This is a genomic window from Ferrovibrio xuzhouensis, assembly GCF_042648965.1.
In the GTDB taxonomy this organism is placed as follows: Bacteria; Pseudomonadota; Alphaproteobacteria; order Ferrovibrionales; family Ferrovibrionaceae; genus Ferrovibrio; species Ferrovibrio xuzhouensis.
In genome coordinates this window covers 1,946,718-1,965,852 of the sequence record NZ_JBHRYJ010000001.1, presented here as the reverse complement: position 1 = coordinate 1,965,852, position 19,135 = coordinate 1,946,718, and the positions used below count along the sequence as shown (strand labels likewise).

The window sequence follows — 19,135 nt, the reverse complement described above, 5'->3', positions numbered from 1 at the left end:
CGCGCCCGCGTCACGCCGCCTCGCGGCTGCCGCCGGCCAGCGCGAGCTGTCCGGTCAGGGAGGTGGCCGAAGCGGCCGTGATCGTCACCGTCGCAACATCGCCGATCGCCAGCCCGCTGTCGGTGACCACCACCGGCTGCATCCAGGGCGAACGGCCGATCAGCTGGCCGGCATGCTTGCCCGGCCGCTCGAACAGCACATCCATCCGGCGACCGACCATCGTCTGGTTGAAGGCGGTCGACTGGTCCTGCAGCAGGGCCTGCAGCGCCTGCAGACGTTCGGCGGCGACGGCCTCGGGCACCTGGTTCGGCATCAGGCTGCCCGGCGTGCCGGGCCGCGCGCTGTAGCGGAAAGAATAGGCCGAAGCGAAGCCGACATCGCGCACCAGCTGCAGGGTCGCTTCGAAGTCGCGGTCGCTCTCGCCGGGAAAGCCGGTGATGAAATCCGACGACAACGCAATATCGGGCCGCACGGCGCGCAGGCGTGCGATGACGGCGCGATAGTCGTCGGCGCTATGGCCGCGGTTCATCGCCCTGAGGATCGCATCGGAGCCCGACTGCACCGGCAGATGCAGGAACGGCATCAGCGCGGCGATCTCGCCATGGGCGGCGATCAGGTCGTCATCCATCTCGCGCGGATGCGAGGTCATGTAGCGCCAGCGCAGGCCCGGATGGGCCGCGCCGAACCGGTCGTTGAGGGCGTGCAGCAGCCGGCCGAGCGACCAGGCGCCGCCATCCGGCCCGTCGCCATGCCAGGCATTGACGTTCTGGCCGAGCAGCGCGATTTCGCGCGCGCCGGCGGCGATCAGCCGGCCGGCCTCGGCAATCACGGCCTCGGCCGGGCGCGAATATTCGGCGCCGCGCGTATAGGGCACGACGCAGAAGGTGCAGAACTTGTCGCAGCCTTCCTGGATGGCGAGGAAGCCGACCGGGCCCGGCGGCGTCGCCACCTGGTCGGGCAGATGATCGAATTTCGATTCGACCGGAAAATCCGTGTCCATCACACCCAGGCCCTGCATGGACTGGCCCCGCATGGGCTGGTTCTTGCGGGCGGTTTTCGCCTGCTGCCGCTCGGCCCCCTGTTTTCTTGCCATCCGGGCCAGCAGCTCCGGCAGGCGGTGATAGGCCTGCGGCCCGACCACGAGATCGACGAAGGGGGCGCGGGCGAGAATTTCCTCGCCTTCGGCCTGGGCGACACAGCCGGCCACCGCGATGGTGACATCGCCGCCGGCGGCCCGCGCTGCAGCCTTGCGCAGGCGCCAGTGGCCGAGTTCAGAGAACACCTTTTCGGCGGCCTTCTCGCGGATATGGCAGGTATTGAGGATGACCATGTCGGCGTCATCGGGGGATTCGGTCTTGGCGTATCCCAGCGGGGCCAGAACGTCCGCCATGCGGGCGGAATCGTAGACGTTCATCTGGCAACCGTAGGTCTTGATAAACAGCTTTTTGGCCAAGTCCGTGTTTCAGCGGGGCAAAATTGCAGATCGCAGCCGCCCCTGACGCTCCTTTGAAGCAGATACCGACTATTGTTCAGACTATCATCTGGAGCGCGAGAATCAAGCGGCGCGATGCCCGGCCGCCGCTCTCGTCACGGATTCTTAACAGATATATCAAATGGTTATGCGTTTCGGGTGACGCGCCACACGGCTGAGGCTGTGGCCGCCGCCACAGTTTTCCGGGATCATGGTCCGACAATGACAGAGCAGGATCAGGCGGCCGCCGCGGCGCTGCAGGCCGCCACGCAGATACATACCAGCGGCCGGCTGGACGAAGCCGCCATCGCCTACGACGCCCTGCTGCAGGCCGGCCATCCGCAGACGGCGGACATCCTGCATCTGTTCGGTCTGCTGCGCGGCCAGCAGCAGCAGCATGCCGCCGCCCGTGTGCTGCTGAAACGCGCTTTCGCCCATGGCCGGCCGGTCAAACTGGTTTTCAGCTATGCCAAATGCCTTGAGAACCTGAAGCTGCACAAAGAGGCGCTGGCCCTGTTCGACGAGGTGGTCGCGACCCAGCCAAACCATATCCCGGCACATCAGGCCCGTGCCGCCATCCTGTTTGAGGCCGGCCGTTACCAGGAGGCGCTGCCCAGCCTCGACATCATCGTGGCGGCCAAGCCAAAGATGGTCGATGCGCGGGTGGCGCGGCTGTTTGCCGGCGGCATGACCTGCCGCTGGCTGCCAGACGAGGACAACGAGGTCAGCGCCCTGCTGGCTGCCGCGCCGCCGGATGTGGCAATCAATCCGTTCCCGCTCGCCTTCTTCACCACCAGCGCCGCCCTGCAGCGCGACTGGGTCGACCGCCGCAGCAGCACGATCGCCCAGCGGGCACGGCAGCAGGCGGCGCCCGCCGCCGCGGCGGCGCCTCCCGATGCCGCCGGCCGCATCCGCGTCGGCTATCTCGGCTACGATTTCCGCAACCACGCGGTCGGCCATATCATGGCCGAACTGTTCGAGCTGCATGACCGCGGCCGGTTCGACATCCGCATCCTGTCGTGCGGCAAGGATGACGGCAGCGCGATCCACCAGCGCTACACGAAGATCGACGGCTTCACCAACCTGCACGGGCTGTCGCGTGCGCAGCAGGAGGCTGCAATCCGCGCGGCGGGCATCGACATCCTGGTCGACCTGCAGGGCCACACGGTCGGCCACTTCAACGACATGCTGGCGCGGCGGCTGGCGCCGGTGCAGATACACTGGATCGGCTTTCCCGGCACCATCGGCGGCGGGCTGGTCGATTACATCATCGCCGACCATCGCGTCATTCCCGATGGTGCCGAATCCTTCTACACCGAGCGCATTATCCGCCTGCCGCGCTGCTACCAGCCGAACAACCGCCAGCGCGCGGTAGCGGAATCGCTCGGCCGCGCCGCCTACGGCCTGCCGGACAGCGGCGTGGTGTTCTGCTGCTTCAGCCGGCCGGTGAAAATCCGCCCCGCCCTGTTTGCCGCCTGGATGGACATCCTGCGCAGCGTGCCGGACAGCGTACTGTGGCTCTATGCACCGCAGCAGGACACCATCGACAACCTGCGCCGCGCCGCCGCCGGACATGGCATCGCGCCGGAACGGCTGGTCTTCGCCGGTTCGGCCGAGCAGCCGCAATATCTGGCGCGCTACCGTGCCGCCGACCTGATGCTCGATACCTATCCCTATGGTTCGCATTCCACCGGCAGCGACACGCTGTGGGCCGGCTGTCCGCTGCTGACCCTGCGCGGCGAGACTTTCCCCTCGCGGGTTGCCGGCAGCCTGCTGACCGCCGCCGGGCTGCCGCAGCTCGCCGTCGACAGCCTCGCCGACTACACGGCCACGGCGATCCGACTTGGCAATGATCCGGTCGCGCTTGCCGCCCTGCGCCGGCAGTTGCAGGAAACTCGCCTCACCATGCCCCTGTTCGATACGCCGCAGACAACGCGCGACCTCGAGGCGGCCTTCGCCGCCGTCTGGGACCTGCACCGGCGTGGCGAGCCGCCGCAGCATATTGCCCTGCCGCCGGTCACAGCAGCCTGACCGCAAGAACCGGGCAGCGACGGCCGGCCTGCGGCCCTATGCTGCGACCATGACGATACCGATCGACTGGACGGCGGCCGAGGCCGCACTCAACGAGCATGGCTGGGGCGCCCTCGGCCGCTTGCTAGCGCCCGACGACTGCGCCGCACTGGCGGCGATGTATGACGAGAATGCGCATTTCCGCAGCCGCGTGGTGATGGCGCGACACGGCTTCGGCCGTGGCGAATATCGCTATTTCGCCTATCCGTTGCCCGATCCGGTGGCACGCTTGCGTGAGGCGCTGTATCCGCCGCTGGCCACCATCGCCAACCGCTGGCAGGCCCTGCTCGGCGACACCGCGCGCTTTCCCGCCATCCATGCGGATTACCTGGCGCAATGCCATGCCGCCGGACAGACGCGGCCGACGCCGCTGCTGTTGCGTTACGGTACCGGCGACTACAACTGCCTGCATCAGGATCTCTACGGCGATCTGGTCTTCCCGCTGCAGGTGGTGATCCTGCTGTCGGAGCCGTCAGCAGATTTCCACGGCGGCGAGCTGGTGCTGACCGAACAGCGCCCGCGCATGCAGTCGCGCGCCGAGGTCGTGCCGCTGCGCCGCGGCGAGGCCGCGTTGATCCCGGTGCACCACCGGCCGGTCCGTGGCAGCCGCGGCATCTATCGGGTCAACATGCGCCATGGCGTCAGCCGGATGCATGGCGGCAGCCGCCATACGCTCGGGATCATTTTTCACGATGCGGGCTAGGCTGCTCAGTCGGCGGCGGCGGCCGTTGTGTGTGACACCGGCGCCGGCGTGCGCGGGCCGGGCGTGGCGCGGCCGGCATTGATGTCACTGAGGCCTTCCAGCACCCGCTGGTGGCACCAGGCGGCCATGCCCTTGCGCGAGGCGAAACTCTCCATGGTCACCGGCTGGTGGAATTCCACCACCGCTTCGCTCGGCCCGACCTTGAGGAAGCGCCACAGATGCGGCACCAGGTCCTCGTCGCCGACCCAGGCGAAGATGCGCATCCAGCGCCGGCCGACCGGCATGTGGTTGAGCTGGGAATAGCCGAGGCTGACCGGCTGCACGGTCAGCGGCCGGCCGCGTACCGGATGCTCGGCGGCGGCGAAGAAAGCCGACTTGAAACTCTGGATGCGCAGGCCGTCCGACGAAGTGCCCTCGGGAAACAGGATCAGGTTGTCGCCGCTTTCCAGCCGCTCGCGCATCTCGTCGCGATGTTCGACAGTGCGGTGACGCCGCTCGCGCTCGACAAAGACCGTGCGCTGCAGGCGGGCCAGCAGGCCGAAGAACGGCCAGTCATTGACTTCCTGCTTGGCGATGAAGCTGGCCGGCAGTGCGGCCGAGAGAACGACGATGTCGAGCCACGAGATATGATTGCAGACGAACAGCGTCGGCGCCGCGGCCGAAGGCTCGCCGATCTTGCGCACCTTGACCCGCAGCAGCCAGGCGAGGCTGCGATGATAGAAATGCGGCAGGGAACGGCGCAGCGGGCTGTGGATGCGGATCAGCACCATCTGCAGCGGGATGAGCAGCAGCGTCCAGGCCAAGAACAGGGCCAGGGTCGCGATGGCGCGAACGGTCATGGTCACGGCGGGGGGTCAGCCCACGTCCTTCTTGCCGGGGCTCTTCCTGCCGTCCGCCTTGTCGTCGAGCGGCACGCCGAACAGCTCGAGCCGGTGGTCGACCAGCCGATAGCCCAGCCGGGCGGCGATCTTTTCCTGCAGCGCCTCGATCTCCGGGTCGTTGAATTCGATGATCTTGCCACTGCGCGTGTCGATCAGGTGGTCGTGATGCGATTCAGGCATTTCCTCGTAGCGCGCCCGGCCGTCGCCGAGATCGAGCCGGCTGAGAATGCCGTTTTCCTCGAACATGCGCACCGTACGGTAGACGGTGGCGATCGAGATGCGCGGATCGATGGCGGCAGCGCGATGGTGCAGCTCCTCGACATCCGGATGGTCGTCCGACGCGCTCAGGACCTGCGCAATCACCCGGCGCTGGTCGGTCATGCGCATGCCGAGCTGTTCGCAAAGCTGTTCAAGACGGCTGCTCATGCGCCGGACGCCTCTTTATCGTTTCGTTTTATCGTTTCGCAACAGTGTCGCACCCACCGGCGGCCACGCCCGTGACCTACCCTCTGCCGGCAAACGAGGCAAGCCCCTCAGCGGCCGCGGCGACGGCCCTTGCCCAAGCCGATTTTCTTCGCCAGCACCTGCCGTTGCAAGGCATAATTGGGGGCAACCATCGGGTAATCCGCCGGCAGGCCCCAGCGCTCGCGATATTGTTCCGGCGTCATGTTGTAATGGCTCATCAGATGCCGCTTCAGCATCTTCAGCTTCTGCCCGTCCTCGAGACAGATGATGAATTCGGGCGTCACCGATTTCTTGATCGGCACCGCCGGCTGCAGTTTCTCCGCCGGCCCGGCAATACTGGCCGCGGCGGTGCCGTCGATACCGGCCAGCGTGCCATAGACCTGACGGATCAGGCCGGGCAGCTCGGCGGCTTCCAGCTTGTTGTTGGAGACATGGGCAGCGACGATCTCGGCCGTCAGGGCAAGCAACTCGGATTTGTCGGCGGCCTCGGCCATCACAGGCTCCCGTGCAGGACGTTAAGAAATAATGGCAGTAATATAGCGGCGACCGGTAATAAATCCAGATTCCCCGGGGCCTTATTATTCGGTTGTCACAGGATTCAGGGGCGGATTTCCCGCTTCATTACGATGGCGTCACGTCGTTTTACGTGCCCGGCGCCGTTTTCTTGTTTGCCGTCATAATAATCGCGGCGGCGGCCGATCTCGGCAAAGCCGAGCGCGGCATAGAGTGCCCGGGCCGGCCGGTTGTCCTCGGCTACCTCAAGAAAGCAGGCGGCGGCACCCCGGCTGCCGGCAGCGGCGAGGCCCTGCTGCAGCAGGGCGCGGGCCACGCCGAGCCTTTGCTGGCGCGGATGCACGGCGAGCGTGACGATCTCGGCCTCGTCGGCCGCGACCCGCAGCAGCAGGAAACCGGCCGGCTGGTCGCCGGCGGTGGCCAGCAGGGCAAGACCGCCGGGCATGGCGAGCAGCCGGGCCAGGCTGTCGGCCGACCAGCCGGCTTCCCCCGCAGCGGCAAAGGCCTCTTCATGCAGCGCGGCCAGTACCGGCGCCGCGGCGGCATCGCAGGGCGTGATGCTGACGGCCAACCGTGCCTGCGGCTGCGCCTGTTTCGGCAGGGCCGCATCGGGCGGCCGGATATACAGCGGACCCGGCGGCCGGTCCGGCACCGGCATCGCCATGGCAAGCCGCGCCACCAGCACCGGGTCGGGATCGGGATCCGCCGCCGACAGCTCAAGGTCGTCACGCTGCGCAGCGTTCCGCAGCAGGATGCTGCCACTGCCGACCAGCAGCAGCGGGCCGGCCGGCAGCCGCGCCGCAGCCGCGGCGACAGGCAGCAGCAGGGCCTCGCTCAGCGGTACCTGCGCCGCATCGAAGACCTGCATGTAGACCTCGCCGCGCCGCGCATCGATCACGGCGGCGACCGGCAGGCCGGACCGCGCGGCAATCGCCGCAGCCGCCAGCGCCGCCGTGGTGGTCACCCCGCGCACCGGCTTGCCGGTGGCGAGCGCCAGTCCGCGCGCGGTGGCCAGCGCCGTGCGGATGCCGGTGAACGAGCCCGGCCCGATGGTGGCGGCGAAGCCGTCGAGATCGGCCAGTACGAGGCCGGCGGCGGCTCGCGCCTGTTCCAGCACCGGCAGCAGGCGTTCGGCATTGCCCTTGCCGCCCGGCGAGACCACGCGGGCCAGCACGCGCCATTCGCCGTCCGGCGTGCCGTCGACGATGGCGACCGAGCAGGCATTCAGCGCGGTATCGATGGCGAGCAGCTTCACGGCGCGGCCCCGCAATGGTACGACAGCGGCAGCATCGTCATGGAGTATCCGTCATGGCCTCCCTCGCAGCCGGACTCGTCGCCATCGCTCCGCCGGACTTTCCGGTCCTGCTCGACCTGCGCTACGCCACCGCCGACAACCTGACCGGCGCGCCGATCTATCGCCGCGCCGCCTGCTACCTGAACACGGAAGCCGCCGGGCTGCTGACGCGCGCGATTGCGCTCGCCGCGCAGATGGACCTGCGCCTGCGGCTGTTCGACGGTTTCCGCCCCACCGAAGCGGCCTGGGCCCTGTGGAATCATAATCCCGATCCGAATTTCCTCGCCGACCCGCGCAAGGGCTCGCCCCATTCGCGCGGTGCCGCCATCGATCTCACCCTGGTCGATGCTGCCGGCAACGATCTCGACATGGGCACCGCATTCGATGCCTTCACGCCGCTGGCGTTCCACGGCGGCCTCGACATCACCCCCGCGCAGCAGCGCAACCGTGCCCTGCTGCTCGGCATCATGACCGCGGCCGGCTGGGACTTCTATCGCAATGAATGGTGGCACTACCAGCTTTTCCAGCCGCGGCGCTATCCGCTGCTGTCCGATGCCGAGGCCGGAACGTCGATGATGTGACCCGCCGCCCAGCGCGCCGTCGCCTCGACCTCTGCCTTCTCCAGCAGCACCGCTGCCAGCCGGGCGCCAATGATCGGCCCGAACTTGAAGCCGTGCCCGGACGTGCCGCAGAAGGCGAAGCCGCGCGGCCCCAGCGGCGTGAGCTGGAACCGCTCGTCCGCTTCCACATCGTAGAAGCAGGTCTTGGCCTGGGTGACGCGATACTGGTCGAGATCGGCAATCCGGTGCCGCGCATTGTCGAGGATGGCGTCGATCTCGTCCTGCCGCGGCTCGCGGTCGGCGCCGGGATCGGCGGTCGGCCCGAAGCGATGGTCGCCGATCTTGAGCCCGGTGCGCATGCCGTCGCGGGTCACCCGTGGCGGCACCAGATAGAAGCCCTTGGCGGCGGCATCATTCGCCGCGCCGATTTCCAGCAGCATCGGCGCCGCATGCCAGGCGGCAACGAGGTCGGCCGACGGTGCCAGATAGACCACCACCTGCCGGCTCGGCCGCGACACCGGCGCCAGATCGGGCAGCAGCTGCGACGTCCAGGCCCCGGCGGCGACCAGCACACGATCCGCCTCCAGCCGCGTGCCGTCGGCCAGTGTCACCGCGCCGGCGGCGGCATCGACGCCGCGCACGGCAGCGTTGGTCACAAAGGTCACGCCGCGATCGCGCAGGTGCACGGTCAGTGCGGCGACAATCGCCTCGGCGAACAGCAGGCCGCCGGACGGGCAGTAATAGGCCTCGCCGAGGCCCGCGCCGGCCAGCATCGGCCAGCGGCCCACGACCGTCTCGGCATCGAAGGCGAGATGTTCGACCTGTTCGGCGTCCAGCACGGCACGGCTCTGCGCCGCCCAGGCATCGCCGGGGCCGCTGAGCACCAGGGTGCCGGTCTCGCTGTAGAGCCGGGCGCCAAGATCGCGCCACACGGCTTCCCAGGCATGAAAGGCCTCGCGCACCATACGGCAATAGCCGGCCTGGGCGCCGTAGGCGTAACGGATCAGGCGGTGCTGGTCGACCGAACTGCCGAGCGGGTTGGGCAAAGACCCCTGCTCAACCACGGTGACTTGGGCGCCATGGCGGCGCAAAGCCCAGGCCGTCGACAGGCCGACGATGCCGCCGCCGACCACAATCACCTTCAGCATGGCGGCACCGTCATGATGCGAGGCCTTCCACCACCATCTCGGCGGCGGCAAGGTCTTCCAGCGCGGTGCCGACCGACTTGAACAGTGTGATCTCGCCGTCATCCTTGCGCGCGAAGGCGTCGTCGCGGCACAGCTCGAACAGGTCACCGCGCACGTCTTCCGGCCGCAGCAGGCCGTGCTTGAGCGGCTGCACCAGATCGCCGGCCTCTTTCAATGCGCCCTCGCGGGTATCGACCCAGACTTCGGCGCGGTCGAGCGTGGCATCGTCGGCCTCGCGCATCTCCGGCGTGAAGCCGCCGACGAGATCGACATGCATGCCGGGCCGGAGCCATTCGCCGCGCACCAGCGGTTCGCGGCTCAGCGTGGCGCAACTCACCGTATCGGCGACGCGCACCGCCGCCTCGAGGTCGTCGACCACGGCAATCGAGGCCTGCAGGTCGGTGAGTCTTTCAGCCATCTCTTCGGCGCGCGCACGGTTGCGATTCCAGATCTCGATGCGCCGGTAACGCCGCACCGCGCAATGGGCCCGGATCAGATGCGGTGCCAGCGAACCGGCACCGACCATGAGCAAATGCTGCGCATCCTTGCGCGCCAGATAATTCGCCGCCAGCGCCGAGGCGCAGGCGGTACGGCGCAGCGTCAGCGCCACGCCGTCGATCACCGCCTGCGGCCGGCCGGTATTGGCATCGAACAGAAGGTAGGCGCCGATCACCGAGGGCAGGCCGATTCTGCCGTTGTCGGGAAACACGCTGACCGCCTTGATGCCGATATGCCGCCCGGCCTGCCAGGCCGGCATCACCAGCAGGGTGCCGCCATGGGTCCCCGCCGGCGCATCGGGCGCGGGATCGATGTGGTAATGGCTGCGCAGCGGCACGGTACCGCCGCGGCGAAACGCCTCGCGCAGCGCCGCGACCAGGCGGCCATAGGGCAGGGCGGCATGAACACTGGCCGCCTCGACGATCCGCATCGTCTCGGTCATCGCATCGGTCCGATCATGGGATTCAGGCCGGCGGCGGCAGCGGCGGGCTGCCCGTACCGGTTGCAGCCGGGGTTTGCACCGCCGTGGTGCGCGCCGCGGCCTGCTGTTGCGCCCGGCGGCGGCGGCCGGCAGCCCAGGCAGTCCACTTCCCGGCCAGCACACCCAGCACGAGGCCGGCAAAAAGCGTCACGAAGACCAGCAGATAGAGCGGCAGGTCGACCGCAAAGGGCAGCGGATCGGTGTTAATCGTGACGGTCTGGCGGTTGCCGACGGCAAAAACCACCAGCAGGACAAGCAGGACGGCGCCGATCAGTCCGCGCAAAAAGCGCATGGCGCCCCCTCGGCTTAGTCTTCGCTGTCGTCGTCGCCGTCGTCGGGATGATCGACGCCGCCGTTCAGTTTCTGGCGCAGTTCCTTGCCGGTCTTGAAGAACGGCACGAACTTCTCCTGCACCTCGACCGCCGCGCCGGTGCGCGGATTGCGACCGGTGCGCGCCGGGCGCCGCTTTACTGAAAACGCCCCGAAACCGCGCAATTCCACCCGGTCGCCGCGCGACAGGGCGGTGGCGATTTCATCGAAGATGGTGCCGACGATGCGCTCGATGTCGCGTTGTGTCAGATGCTGATTGCGTTCAGCCAGGCGATTGATGAGTTCAGACTTGATCATCGGCTTTTCCCTGCGCAGCGGCGGCGGGCGCCCCCCTTGAGTGTCCTACTCAGGGTGCCAAAGGGAAATCAGGCCGTCAAGCCTAAGCCGTTCGGGGAAAAGGCTTTTTCCAAAGAGGGAAGAAACGGCCATGCTGGCCATGCCGCGCCAGCCCTCGGCCGGCGGCTCCGGCGGGATGTCGCGCAGCGGCAGGCCGGCCGGAATCGCCCGCGATTCGGCCAGCCAGGCCCGGGCCTCCTCCATGCCGCCGAGCTGGTCTATCAATCCCTGGTTGAGTGCATCGCGGCCGGTATAGACGCGGCCGTCGGCCAGCTTCAGCACCGTGTCGCGCGGCAGCTGGCGCCGCTCGGCGACCAGGCCGACGAACCAGTCGTAGGTTTCCATCACCATGCGGCGCAGTTCGGCGCGCCCCTCCGGGCTCAGCGGCTTGATCGGCGAGGGCTGGTCCTTCAACGGGCCCGAGGCGATGCTCTCGGCGGTGACGCCGAGCTTGCCGAGCAGCTGGGAGAATTCCGCGGTCTGGAACAGCACGCCGATCGAGCCGGTCAGCGAGGTCTCGCGGGCAAACACGCGGTCGGCGGCGATCGCCGTCATGTAGCCGGCCGAGGCGCCGAGCGTGCCGATCACCGCCACCACCGGCTTGTGCGCCGCCAGCTTGCGGATGTTGGTGTAGAGCTGCTCGCCGCCATAGGTGCTGCCGCCCGGGCTGTTCACATAGATGATCACCGCCTTCACATGCGGATCGTCGCCGGCTTCCTTGAGCTTTTTCGCCCACCAGGGATTCTCGCCGATCACGCCGGCGATCTCGAGCCGCGCCACATGATCCTCGCGCCGCCCGATCACATTGCCGGGGTCGAGCCACCACAGGCCGCCGAGGCCGGCCGCCAGCAGCGCGATCACGGCGATGAAACGCCACCAGTTGAGGCGACGGGACAGCTTGCGGCGTTCGAGCCAGGCATCGGTATCGAAGGACATGGCCGCAGGGTAAGCGCTGGCCTGCGAAATGCCAAGCTGCGCCGGCCAGGCAACAGCGATTGCCAGCCCGCCGGCGGCAGCGTAGGAACGGGGCCGGTGCCTTTGTCCCTCCCTGCCGCCGGGTTCCCGCCATGATGCTCCGCCGCCTTGCCGCCCTGTTGCTGACGGGCCTGACGCTGCTTGCTGCCGGTCCGGGCCGTGCCCAGCAGATCGGCGGCGCGGCACCGCGTTATACCGACCGCGCGCTGTCGGCCACGCCGCTCGACGGCGCGATCCGCTTGCGCCACTGGGCGCCGGGGCTGAACGACGGCTATGTGCCGCAAGGCCTGACCATCGCGCGCGGCACGCTGTTCGTCGGCGCGTATCACAGCACGGACAAGACCATCAACCGCGGCGCGGCGAAGGTCTTCGCCGTCGATCCGCAGAACGGCGCGGTGATCGGCGGCTTCGAGCTGCCCGCCGCCATCGGCCATGCCGACGGCCTGGCGGCAACCCCCGATGGCGGCCTGCTCTATGTCGCCGACAACAGCCGCGCGCTGTTCGTCTTCGATCTCGGCCGCTCGCTGCAGGCCGGCCGCGCGGTGCCCGCCGGCGAACCGCGCAGGCTCGCCGAAGGCGGCGGCCAGCCCGGCAGCAACCTGCTCGCCTTCGACGGCACCTATCTGTGGTTCGGCCGCTTCCACCGCGAGGGCCCGTCGCAGATCTTCGCCGCCGATCCGGCGAAAATCTTCACCGGCAGCAAGACGCCGATGACCGAGGCCGAGACGACGCGGCATATCGCGATCCCGGCCTTCGCCCAGGGCGCCACCTTCGATGCCGAAGGCCAGTTATGGATCAGCGCCAGCAACGGCAAGGGCGGACATCTCTACAAACTCGATGCGCATGACGGCCGCATCCTTGCGACGTACGATGCGATGGCCGGTATCGAGGATCTGGCCCATGACGCGCAGGGCCGGCTGTGGGCGGTTGCCGAAGCCGGCAGCCAGCGCTGGAGCGCCTGGGCGACGTTTTTCCCGCTGCTGTTTGCGATCGATCCCGCCGCACTGCCGCGGCCGTGATTGCGGCTATTCGCCGAGCAGGCCGCGCAGGGTGGCCTGCAGCACGCCCTTTTCCAGCGCCTCGGTGGCGATCAGATGCTGGCGCGGCCGCGGCGTCTCGCCCTGCTCGGTCCAGCCCGGGCTGTAGCTCTGTGCCGTCAGCACATAACCGACGCCGCCATGGCCGTCGCCGACCGGCAGCAGCAGACGCCGCACGCGGCTGCTGCCTTCCTTGGGCCATTGCCGCGTCGTTTCGGCATAGAGCGGCCGCGCCTTGGCAATCACGGCCGCATACAGGCCTTCGACATAGGCGCGATAGCCGCCCTGCATGACATCGGCGCTGGTCTTGCCGGTGGCATCGCGACCGATGCGCTGCACCAGTTCGGTGCCGACTAGGCGAAAGCGGATCGCCCCATCGCTGCCGCCGGCCGGTTCGGCCAGCGCCAGGTGCGGCAGCAGGCGGCGGGGCATGTCGAGCGGATCGATGTCGCTGCGCTGCGGCAGCACCTGGCCATTCCGCCGCGCCGACCAGTAGGCGGCCAGATTGAGCAGGATCCGGTCGTCGGCAAAGGGTAACTGGGTCGGAGATTTCACTGATACAGACATCACGAAATGGTGAACGGGACGGCGAACGAATCGGCAGGCGTTAACCATTGGGTATTTTTCGTTTTTGTTCAATCACTTGCAACTTAACGGGGAATATTTGAGGCCTGAAGTATCGCCCCCGTGTGCGCTTTCCGGCCATTCTGCGCGCCGGTCATTATTCGGCGAGGCGCCCCTTCAGTCTGGCGAGCGCCAGCCGGATGCGCGACTTCACGGTGCCGAGCGGCAGGCTCTCCCGCGCGGCAATGTCGCGATGGGACAGATCCTCGAAAAACGCCAGCTGCAGCAGCCGCATCTGGTCCGGCGGCAGGCTGTCGAGCGCCGACCGCATGCGGGCCTCGGCCTGGGCCGCATCGACGCCGCTGTCCGGCGCGGGCTCCGGATCGGGCACCAGCGCCGGATCGGCCGGATCGAAAGCCGGCCGCCGCTCGCGGCGCAGGCGGTCGATCCGTTTGTTGCGCGCGATGGTGAACAGCCAGGTCGCCGCCGAGGCCTGCTGCGGATCGAAGGTCGCCGCCCGGCGCCAGGCGGTCACCATGCTTTCCTGCACCAGTTCCTCGGCCACATCCTCGGGGGCGCCGAGGCGCATCAGATGGGATTTCAGCCGGGGCGCGAAATACGCATACAGGCTGGCAAAGGCGACACGGTCGGCAGCCTTTGCCACCGCCCGCATCAAGGCTGCCTGCTGCTCCCTGTTCATGCCGTCATGGTGCGTGAAGGTGGCCCGCAAGGCAAGCCGGGCCAAGGGCTTAGGGACCGCGACGGCAAACCGCACCGGGGCGGCGAATCCGGGGTGGAAATCCCCCGCCGGCGCCGCTATGTTCCGCCCATGACCGACAAGACGGACCATCGACCGGCAGCCGCCCTGCTCGCCTCGCTCACCCTTTTGGCCCTGCTGGCCGCCCCTGCCGCACAGGCAGCCGGCGGCAAATCCGACGCCAAGCCGGCGCCGGCCAGGCAGGCCACCTCCAAGCAGGCCACCGCGACGACGAGCGAGACCAGGCGGATCGGCGCGTATCAGCACTGGGATGCCTACGAGTATATGAATAACGGCACCAAGCTGTGCTATCTGCATTCCCAGCCGCAGAAAAAGGAACCCGCCGCTGCCAAGCGCGGCGAGATCTACATCCTGGTCACCCACAAGCCGAAAGAGCATATCCGCAACGAGGTCAGCATCTACTTCGGCTATCCGCTGAAGGAATCGCTGCCGGCCGAGGCGGTGATCGACGGCAATGCCATCGACATGTTCACCCATGAGGAAGCGGCCTGGGCCGCCGACTCCGCAACCGACCAGAAGCTGGTGCAGGCCCTGCAGAAGGGCCGCAGCCTGGTGGTCAAGGGCGTGTCGACCCGCGGCACCAAGACCACCGACACCTATGACCTGAGCGGCTTCACCAATGCGCTGCATGCCATCGACAAGGCCTGCAACATGGGCGGAGGCAGTTCTTGAGCGCACAGCTCGCCCATAGCCCGTCCTCTGCCGCGCCGATTGTGCCCGACGTGATGACGCGCGACCGTGTCGCGCCGACGGCCGCCGATGGCCGCGTTGACCTGCTCGGCCTGACGCGGGCCGAAATCGCCGCCGCGCTGACCGCCGCCGGCGAGCCGGAAAAAGGCGCGAAAATGCGCGCCAGCCAGCTCTGGCACTGGATCTATTACCGCGGCGCCACCGATTTCGCGGTGATGACGACCCTGGCCAAGGATATGCGCGAACGGCTGGCCGACCATTTCAGCGTCGGCCGCCCGCTGGCCAGCCGCGACCTGAAAAGCAGCGACGGCACCCGCAAATGGCTGCTGAAATTCGCCGATGGCGAAGAAGCCGAATGCGTGCATATCCCCGAAGATGACCGCGGCGCGCTGTGCGTCTCCAGCCAGGTCGGCTGCACGCTGACCTGCAAGTTCTGCCATACCGGCACCATGAAGCTGGTGCGCAACCTGAATGCCGGCGAGATCGTCGGCCAGGTGATGCTGGCCCGCGACCATCTCGAGGAATGGCCCTCGCCGAAGGACGGCCGCATGTTGTCCAACATCGTCATGATGGGCATGGGCGAGCCTCTGTACAATTTCGATACCGTCGCCAAGGCGCTGAAGATCGTGATGGACAACGAGGGCATCGCGATCTCGAAGCGGCGCATCACGCTGTCGACCGCCGGCGTGGTGCCGATGATCCGCCGCTGCGGCGAGGAACTCGGCGTCAACCTGGCGATCAGCCTGCATGCGGTGCGCGACGACATTCGCGACCAGATCGTGCCGCTGAACCGCAAATACCCGATTGCCGAGCTGCTGCGTGCCTGCGCCGAATATCCGGGGCTCAGCAACGCGCGCCGCATCACCTTCGAATACGTCATGCTGAAGGGCGTCAACGACACGCCGGCCGATGCGAAGGAACTGGTGCGGCTGCTGCAGGGCATCCCCGCCAAGGTGAACCTGATCCCGTTCAATCCCTGGCCGGACGCACCCTATGAGTGTTCGACCGACGAGACGATCCGCAAGTTCAGCGACATCGTGTTCAATGCCGGCTATTCCTCGCCGGTGCGCACGCCGCGCGGCCGCGACATCATGGCCGCCTGCGGCCAGCTGAAATCGGCCAGCGTCAAACGCAGCAAGGCCGACATCCTGCGCGAACAGGCGGCGAAGGAAGCCGCCGCCGCGGCCCTGCCGGTCTGACGGCCCTTTCCGCCATGCGTAACGCCCGCTCCGCCTTCCGCCTGCCCGCAATCCGGTGCGGGCTCCTGGCACTGCTGCTGGCTGCCGGCCTCGCACCAGCGACATGGGCACAGGGCACCATGATGCAGGCCCCGGTCCCGCCCAGCCCGCCGCTGTCGTCAGGCAATACGACGGCGGCACCGGCGCTGGCCGGCCCGCAGATCAATGCGGCCCTCCAGTTCGACAGGAGCGAACGCTGGTTGATCCCGCAATATTTTCAGAGTATCCGCGACCGGCAGCGCCGCGCGTCGCGCTACAAGATCTACCCGCGCGATCTGCCGGCCGGACTGACCCAGGCGCCGGCGACCGGCGACATCCTGCCGCCCGCGATCCTGGCGGAGATGACGCCGCTGCCCAAACCGCTGATCCGTGAATTGCCGCGGGTGCGGCCGGATACCAGCCGGTATATCGCCGGCAGGGATGTCCTGCTGGTGCAGCGTTCGTCGGGCAAGGTGCTCGATGTGCTGAGCGGCATCGTGCACTGAGTCGCCGGCGCGACGGCCGGCGTCAGTCGGCCGCGCCGGCGCAGTCGGCGCGCGGCGCCACCGGGGTCAGGCCGTTCATGGTGGCGATGTCGACCCAGTAGGGGCTGCGCGGCAGCCGGCATTCCATCAGGTCTTTCAGGAATGCCTCGCGCTTGACGCCGTAACGGTCGTTCCAGGCATCATCGAGGAAACGCCGCGCCAGGGGGTAGTTGCCGGCATAGATCAGCCGCAGCATGGTGCGCAGCAGATGCGGCGGCACCCGCCCGTCATCCGGCGCCTTTGCGGCACCTTCCTGCAGCAGCTTCGCCTCGGCCTCAAGGCGCGAGATCGGCGGCGGCGGCCGGCGCATCTCGGCCGCGGCGAACCGGTAATGCCCGGCCTGCGGGTCGTATTTCAGCACCACGCGCGGCAGTGCCGGCGGCGATACCATGGACCAGCCGGCATAGGTGGCATCCTCGACGACGATCTCGAAATCCGGATCGGCGTCATGCTGCACCAGGCGCGGCACGCCGTCGCGTGCCGCCACCTGGGCAAGGATGCGCGGTTCGGGGCCGAGTTCGATGATATGCAGGGTGAAACAGCAGCTGCCCTCGCCCGACCAGCCGAGCAGCACCACCTGGGGCTGGCCGGTGCCGGCCACATCGGTGCCCGGCGGCGGCAGGCGCAGGTCGACGTCATGGGCCGGATCGAGCCAGCGATCCTCGATATCCAGCATGATCTGGCCGCCACGGCGCAGCTCGAACCGCTGGCGCAGGATGGCGGTGCGGTCGGCGGCCGGGACGCCATGGCCATCGCGGGCTGCCACGCGGTCCTGGCTGCCGTCCGTCACCGCGCTCAGCATCACCAGCTGGTAGCCGGCGATATGCCGGTCCCATTCGACCCGTTCCCGGCAGTTGCCGCATTTCGCCCAGGCAGCGCGCGGCGCCATGGCATCGGCCGGCGGTGTCGCAAATGGCGCGACCGGCGGCACGACCGGCGGCGTGGCCGCGGTCGCGGCCATGCAAACCGCCGGCATGATGGCGGCAGCCAAGGCGATCAGGCCGAAGCGGAACAGGTGCAGCATGGTGGGCATTGTCAGTGCCACACCGTGGAAGCGCAATACGGCGGCAATGTGGCATCCAGTCGCGCCGCACCACCCCACTGCCGGCAGCAGCGGGGTGACGGGACCGGATGGCCGCTGTCAGGCGGAGCCGGGTAGCGCCTAGTAGCGTTTGCCTAGTAGCGCTTGTAGGGCAGGAATTTGCCGGACATGGTGATCTTGACGCGGTCGCCCTTCGGATCGGGCTGGCGCTCCATCTTCATGTCGAAATCGATCGCCGACATGATACCATCGCCGAAGTCTTCCTGGATCAACTCCTTGAAGGTGGTGCCGTAGACCTGGATCAGCTCATAGAAGCGGTAGATCAGCGGATCGGTCGGCGGGCCCGGCGGCAGCGATCCGCGGTAGGGCACCTCGGCCAGCAGCTTCTCTTCCATCTTGGTCAGGCCGAACAGCTTGGCGGCCTTGGCGGCCTGGCCGGGCTCCAGCTTCATTTGCCCGAGCAGGCCGGCCGTGGTGTAGAAGGGCGACTGCCTGGCGTCGATCTTCTTGGCGATGCCCGCCCAGTCCCAACCCTTCATGCGTTTGATATCGAGGATCTTCTCGGTGACTTCGCTGCGCTTCACGACGACCTCCTGTGGGATTTCCCTGCGCTGTGGTGATGGTGTTGGATGAACGGTTTCAGCAGGCCCGGCTCGCGGCGGCCGGCTTCTGGCCGGCACGTACCTGCGGCGGCCGGCGCGCCTCCCAGCCGGCCGGGGCTGTGAAGGCCCTGGAACGGCGGACCAGGAAATCGAGCAGGTGGTTGCGGATCGGGTAATAGTCGGGCTGTTCGTGCAGGGTCTCGCGCTGACGGTCGGCCGGCAGGGTGTTGACCAGCACCTCGGCGATCTTCGCCTGCGGGCCGTTGGTCATCAGCACGATGCGGTCGGCCAGCAGCATGGCTTCGTCGACGTCATGGGTGATCATGAACACCGTCTGGTTGGTCGCCGCGCGCAGGCGCAGCACCTCGTCTTGTAAAGTTCCTCTGGTCAATGCGTCCAGCGCCGAGAAGGGCTCATCCATCAGCAGCATCTTCGGCTCGATGCTGAGCGCGCGGGCGATGCCGACGCGCTGCTTCATGCCGCCGGACAGCTGCGAGGGCTTTTTCGCTTCCGCGCCGACCAGCCCGACCATGGTGATGTATTTGCGCGCATGGGCCACGGCCTGCGCCTTCGGCCAGGCCGGCCAGCGCGACTGCACGGCGAACAGCACGTTGTCCTGCACGGTCATCCATGGCATCAGGGCATGGCCCTGAAAGACCACGGCACGGTCGAGGCTGGGGCCCTCGACTGCCTTGCCATCGAAGATGATGGCGCCGTCGCTCGGCCGGTCGAGGCCGGCGAGTATGTTGAGCACGGTGGTCTTGCCGCAGCCGGAATGGCCGATCACGCAGACAAACTGGCCCTTGTCGACGCCGAGCCAGAAATCCTCGAACACCGGCGCGTCGGTGCCGGGAAAGCGGCGGGCCAGGCCCTCGATGGAAACGAAATGACTCATC

Annotated in this window: 22 protein-coding genes; 7 read left to right on the top strand and 15 right to left on the bottom strand. The window is 67.9% G+C overall.

The annotated features are described in order from the left end of the window. Nucleotides 1-10: 10 nt before the first annotated feature. Nucleotides 11-1,453 (bottom strand): tRNA (N6-isopentenyl adenosine(37)-C2)-methylthiotransferase MiaB, encoded by a 1,443-nt coding sequence (miaB, locus tag ACFOOQ_RS09785; RefSeq protein WP_379725147.1) that lies wholly within the window; start codon nt 1,451-1,453, stop codon nt 11-13. A 240-nt stretch (nt 1,454-1,693) separates the two neighbouring features. On the opposite strand from miaB, the gene ACFOOQ_RS09780 reads away from it, so the two are divergent. Beyond that, nucleotides 1,694-3,502 carry an O-linked N-acetylglucosamine transferase, SPINDLY family protein gene (locus ACFOOQ_RS09780; RefSeq protein WP_379725144.1) on the top strand — a complete coding sequence of 603 codons (1,809 nt, stop codon included), beginning with the start codon at nt 1,694-1,696 and terminating at the stop codon, nt 3,500-3,502. 49 nt (nt 3,503-3,551) lie between these two features. Continuing rightward, complete coding sequence (locus ACFOOQ_RS09775; RefSeq protein ID WP_379725141.1) at nt 3,552-4,244, top strand: 2OG-Fe(II) oxygenase; 693 nt, start codon at nt 3,552-3,554, stop codon at nt 4,242-4,244. A 5-nt stretch (nt 4,245-4,249) separates the two neighbouring features. On the opposite strand, the gene ACFOOQ_RS09770 is transcribed toward ACFOOQ_RS09775, so the two are convergent. The 4 genes from ACFOOQ_RS09770 to tsaB form a co-directional block, all read right to left on the bottom strand. Then, on the bottom strand, nt 4,250-5,083 hold the full coding sequence (locus tag ACFOOQ_RS09770) for a lysophospholipid acyltransferase family protein (RefSeq protein WP_379725402.1): 834 nt from the start codon (nt 5,081-5,083) through the stop codon (nt 4,250-4,252). Between the two features lie 15 nt (nt 5,084-5,098). After that, nucleotides 5,099-5,551, bottom strand: a complete 453-nt coding sequence (locus ACFOOQ_RS09765; protein ID WP_379725138.1) for a Fur family transcriptional regulator — start codon at nt 5,549-5,551, stop codon at nt 5,099-5,101. Between the two features lie 107 nt (nt 5,552-5,658). After that, nucleotides 5,659-6,084 carry a MucR family transcriptional regulator gene (locus ACFOOQ_RS09760; RefSeq protein ID WP_379725135.1) on the bottom strand — a complete coding sequence of 142 codons (426 nt, stop codon included), beginning with the start codon at nt 6,082-6,084 and terminating at the stop codon, nt 5,659-5,661. 104 nt (nt 6,085-6,188) lie between these two features. Then, complete coding sequence (gene tsaB / locus ACFOOQ_RS09755; RefSeq protein ID WP_379725132.1) at nt 6,189-7,358, bottom strand: tRNA (adenosine(37)-N6)-threonylcarbamoyltransferase complex dimerization subunit type 1 TsaB; 1,170 nt, start codon at nt 7,356-7,358, stop codon at nt 6,189-6,191. A gap of 53 nt (nt 7,359-7,411) precedes the next feature. On the opposite strand from tsaB, the gene ddpX reads away from it, so the two are divergent. Continuing rightward, nucleotides 7,412-7,978, top strand: a complete 567-nt coding sequence (gene ddpX / locus ACFOOQ_RS09750) for a D-alanyl-D-alanine dipeptidase (RefSeq protein ID WP_379725129.1) — start codon at nt 7,412-7,414, stop codon at nt 7,976-7,978. On the opposite strand, the gene ACFOOQ_RS09745 is transcribed toward ddpX, so the two are convergent. Genes ACFOOQ_RS09745 through sppA form a run of 5 tightly spaced genes read right to left on the bottom strand, consistent with a single transcriptional unit; the run spans nt 7,933 to nt 11,725 of the window. After that, nucleotides 7,933-9,105 (bottom strand): NAD(P)/FAD-dependent oxidoreductase, encoded by a 1,173-nt coding sequence (locus ACFOOQ_RS09745; protein ID WP_379725126.1) that lies wholly within the window; start codon nt 9,103-9,105, stop codon nt 7,933-7,935. The genes ddpX and ACFOOQ_RS09745 overlap by 46 nt on opposite strands. Before the next feature lie 10 nt (nt 9,106-9,115). Continuing rightward, a complete protein-coding gene (locus tag ACFOOQ_RS09740) occupies nt 9,116-10,084 on the bottom strand; it encodes an ornithine cyclodeaminase family protein (protein ID WP_379725123.1) in 969 nt (322 codons plus the stop codon). A gap of 22 nt (nt 10,085-10,106) precedes the next feature. After that, complete coding sequence (locus tag ACFOOQ_RS09735) at nt 10,107-10,415, bottom strand: lipopolysaccharide assembly protein LapA domain-containing protein (RefSeq protein ID WP_379725120.1); 309 nt, start codon at nt 10,413-10,415, stop codon at nt 10,107-10,109. A gap of 14 nt (nt 10,416-10,429) precedes the next feature. Beyond that, on the bottom strand, nt 10,430-10,750 hold the full coding sequence (gene ihfB, locus ACFOOQ_RS09730; protein WP_379725117.1) for an integration host factor subunit beta: 321 nt from the start codon (nt 10,748-10,750) through the stop codon (nt 10,430-10,432). Between the two features lie 45 nt (nt 10,751-10,795). Next, nucleotides 10,796-11,725, bottom strand: a complete 930-nt coding sequence (gene sppA / locus ACFOOQ_RS09725; RefSeq protein ID WP_379725114.1) for a signal peptide peptidase SppA — start codon at nt 11,723-11,725, stop codon at nt 10,796-10,798. Nucleotides 11,726-11,856: 131 nt separating this feature from the next. Between sppA and ACFOOQ_RS09720 the strand changes: the two genes are divergently transcribed. Continuing rightward, complete coding sequence (locus ACFOOQ_RS09720; RefSeq protein WP_379725111.1) at nt 11,857-12,783, top strand: hypothetical protein; 927 nt, start codon at nt 11,857-11,859, stop codon at nt 12,781-12,783. Between the two features lie 6 nt (nt 12,784-12,789). Here the strand turns inward: ACFOOQ_RS09720 and ACFOOQ_RS09715 are convergent, their stop codons facing one another. Together ACFOOQ_RS09715 and ACFOOQ_RS09710 are read right to left on the bottom strand one after the other, a co-directional pair. After that, nucleotides 12,790-13,356, bottom strand: a complete 567-nt coding sequence (locus ACFOOQ_RS09715) for a PAS domain-containing protein (protein WP_379725108.1) — start codon at nt 13,354-13,356, stop codon at nt 12,790-12,792. A gap of 166 nt (nt 13,357-13,522) precedes the next feature. Beyond that, nucleotides 13,523-14,065, bottom strand: a complete 543-nt coding sequence (locus tag ACFOOQ_RS09710; RefSeq protein ID WP_379725105.1) for a sigma-70 family RNA polymerase sigma factor — start codon at nt 14,063-14,065, stop codon at nt 13,523-13,525. Between the two features lie 129 nt (nt 14,066-14,194). Between ACFOOQ_RS09710 and ACFOOQ_RS09705 the strand changes: the two genes are divergently transcribed. The 3 genes from ACFOOQ_RS09705 (at nt 14,195) to ACFOOQ_RS09695 (ending at nt 16,556) form a co-directional block, all read left to right on the top strand. Next, nucleotides 14,195-14,815: an invasion associated locus B family protein gene (locus ACFOOQ_RS09705; protein WP_379725102.1), complete on the top strand. Its 621-nt coding sequence runs from the start codon at nt 14,195-14,197 to the stop codon at nt 14,813-14,815. A 53-nt stretch (nt 14,816-14,868) separates the two neighbouring features. Further along, nucleotides 14,869-16,032, top strand: a complete 1,164-nt coding sequence (rlmN, locus tag ACFOOQ_RS09700; protein ID WP_379725399.1) for a 23S rRNA (adenine(2503)-C(2))-methyltransferase RlmN — start codon at nt 14,869-14,871, stop codon at nt 16,030-16,032. A gap of 119 nt (nt 16,033-16,151) precedes the next feature. After that, the gene (locus tag ACFOOQ_RS09695) at nt 16,152-16,556 is read left to right on the top strand and encodes a hypothetical protein (protein ID WP_379725099.1); all 405 of its coding nucleotides are present in this window, start codon (nt 16,152-16,154) and stop codon (nt 16,554-16,556) included. Nucleotides 16,557-16,578: 22 nt separating this feature from the next. Here the strand turns inward: ACFOOQ_RS09695 and ACFOOQ_RS09690 are convergent, their stop codons facing one another. The 3 genes from ACFOOQ_RS09690 to ACFOOQ_RS09680 all read right to left on the bottom strand — a co-directional run bounded on the left by ACFOOQ_RS09690 (nt 16,579) and on the right by ACFOOQ_RS09680 (nt 19,134). Next, nucleotides 16,579-17,619 carry a hypothetical protein gene (locus ACFOOQ_RS09690; RefSeq protein WP_379725096.1) on the bottom strand — a complete coding sequence of 347 codons (1,041 nt, stop codon included), beginning with the start codon at nt 17,617-17,619 and terminating at the stop codon, nt 16,579-16,581. Between the two features lie 152 nt (nt 17,620-17,771). Continuing rightward, a complete protein-coding gene (cynS, locus tag ACFOOQ_RS09685) occupies nt 17,772-18,221 on the bottom strand; it encodes a cyanase (protein ID WP_379725094.1) in 450 nt (149 codons plus the stop codon). 55 nt (nt 18,222-18,276) lie between these two features. Continuing rightward, on the bottom strand, nt 18,277-19,134 hold the full coding sequence (locus ACFOOQ_RS09680) for an ABC transporter ATP-binding protein (protein WP_379725091.1): 858 nt from the start codon (nt 19,132-19,134) through the stop codon (nt 18,277-18,279). Nucleotide 19,135 lies beyond the last annotated feature (1 nt).

Coding starts and splice junctions, on each gene's coding strand:
- ACFOOQ_RS09780 (WP_379725144.1), top strand. CDS start 1,694: ATGACAGAGCAGGATCAGGCGGCCGCCGCGGCGCTGCAGGCCGCCACG.
- ACFOOQ_RS09775 (WP_379725141.1), top strand. CDS start 3,552: ATGACGATACCGATCGACTGGACGGCGGCCGAGGCCGCACTCAACGAG.
- ACFOOQ_RS09770 (WP_379725402.1), bottom strand. CDS start 5,083: ATGACCGTTCGCGCCATCGCGACCCTGGCCCTGTTCTTGGCCTGGACG.
- ACFOOQ_RS09765 (WP_379725138.1), bottom strand. CDS start 5,551: ATGAGCAGCCGTCTTGAACAGCTTTGCGAACAGCTCGGCATGCGCATG.
- ACFOOQ_RS09760 (WP_379725135.1), bottom strand. CDS start 6,084: ATGGCCGAGGCCGCCGACAAATCCGAGTTGCTTGCCCTGACGGCCGAG.
- ddpX (WP_379725129.1), top strand. CDS start 7,412: ATGGCCTCCCTCGCAGCCGGACTCGTCGCCATCGCTCCGCCGGACTTT.
- ACFOOQ_RS09745 (WP_379725126.1), bottom strand. CDS start 9,105: ATGCTGAAGGTGATTGTGGTCGGCGGCGGCATCGTCGGCCTGTCGACG.
- ACFOOQ_RS09740 (WP_379725123.1), bottom strand. CDS start 10,084: ATGACCGAGACGATGCGGATCGTCGAGGCGGCCAGTGTTCATGCCGCC.
- ACFOOQ_RS09735 (WP_379725120.1), bottom strand. CDS start 10,415: ATGCGCTTTTTGCGCGGACTGATCGGCGCCGTCCTGCTTGTCCTGCTG.
- ihfB (WP_379725117.1), bottom strand. CDS start 10,750: ATGATCAAGTCTGAACTCATCAATCGCCTGGCTGAACGCAATCAGCAT.
- sppA (WP_379725114.1), bottom strand. CDS start 11,725: ATGTCCTTCGATACCGATGCCTGGCTCGAACGCCGCAAGCTGTCCCGT.
- ACFOOQ_RS09720 (WP_379725111.1), top strand. CDS start 11,857: ATGATGCTCCGCCGCCTTGCCGCCCTGTTGCTGACGGGCCTGACGCTG.
- ACFOOQ_RS09710 (WP_379725105.1), bottom strand. CDS start 14,065: ATGAACAGGGAGCAGCAGGCAGCCTTGATGCGGGCGGTGGCAAAGGCT.
- ACFOOQ_RS09705 (WP_379725102.1), top strand. CDS start 14,195: ATGACCGACAAGACGGACCATCGACCGGCAGCCGCCCTGCTCGCCTCG.
- rlmN (WP_379725399.1), top strand. CDS start 14,869: ATGACGCGCGACCGTGTCGCGCCGACGGCCGCCGATGGCCGCGTTGAC.
- ACFOOQ_RS09695 (WP_379725099.1), top strand. CDS start 16,152: ATGATGCAGGCCCCGGTCCCGCCCAGCCCGCCGCTGTCGTCAGGCAAT.
- ACFOOQ_RS09690 (WP_379725096.1), bottom strand. CDS start 17,619: ATGCTGCACCTGTTCCGCTTCGGCCTGATCGCCTTGGCTGCCGCCATC.
- ACFOOQ_RS09680 (WP_379725091.1), bottom strand. CDS start 19,134: ATGAGTCATTTCGTTTCCATCGAGGGCCTGGCCCGCCGCTTTCCCGGC.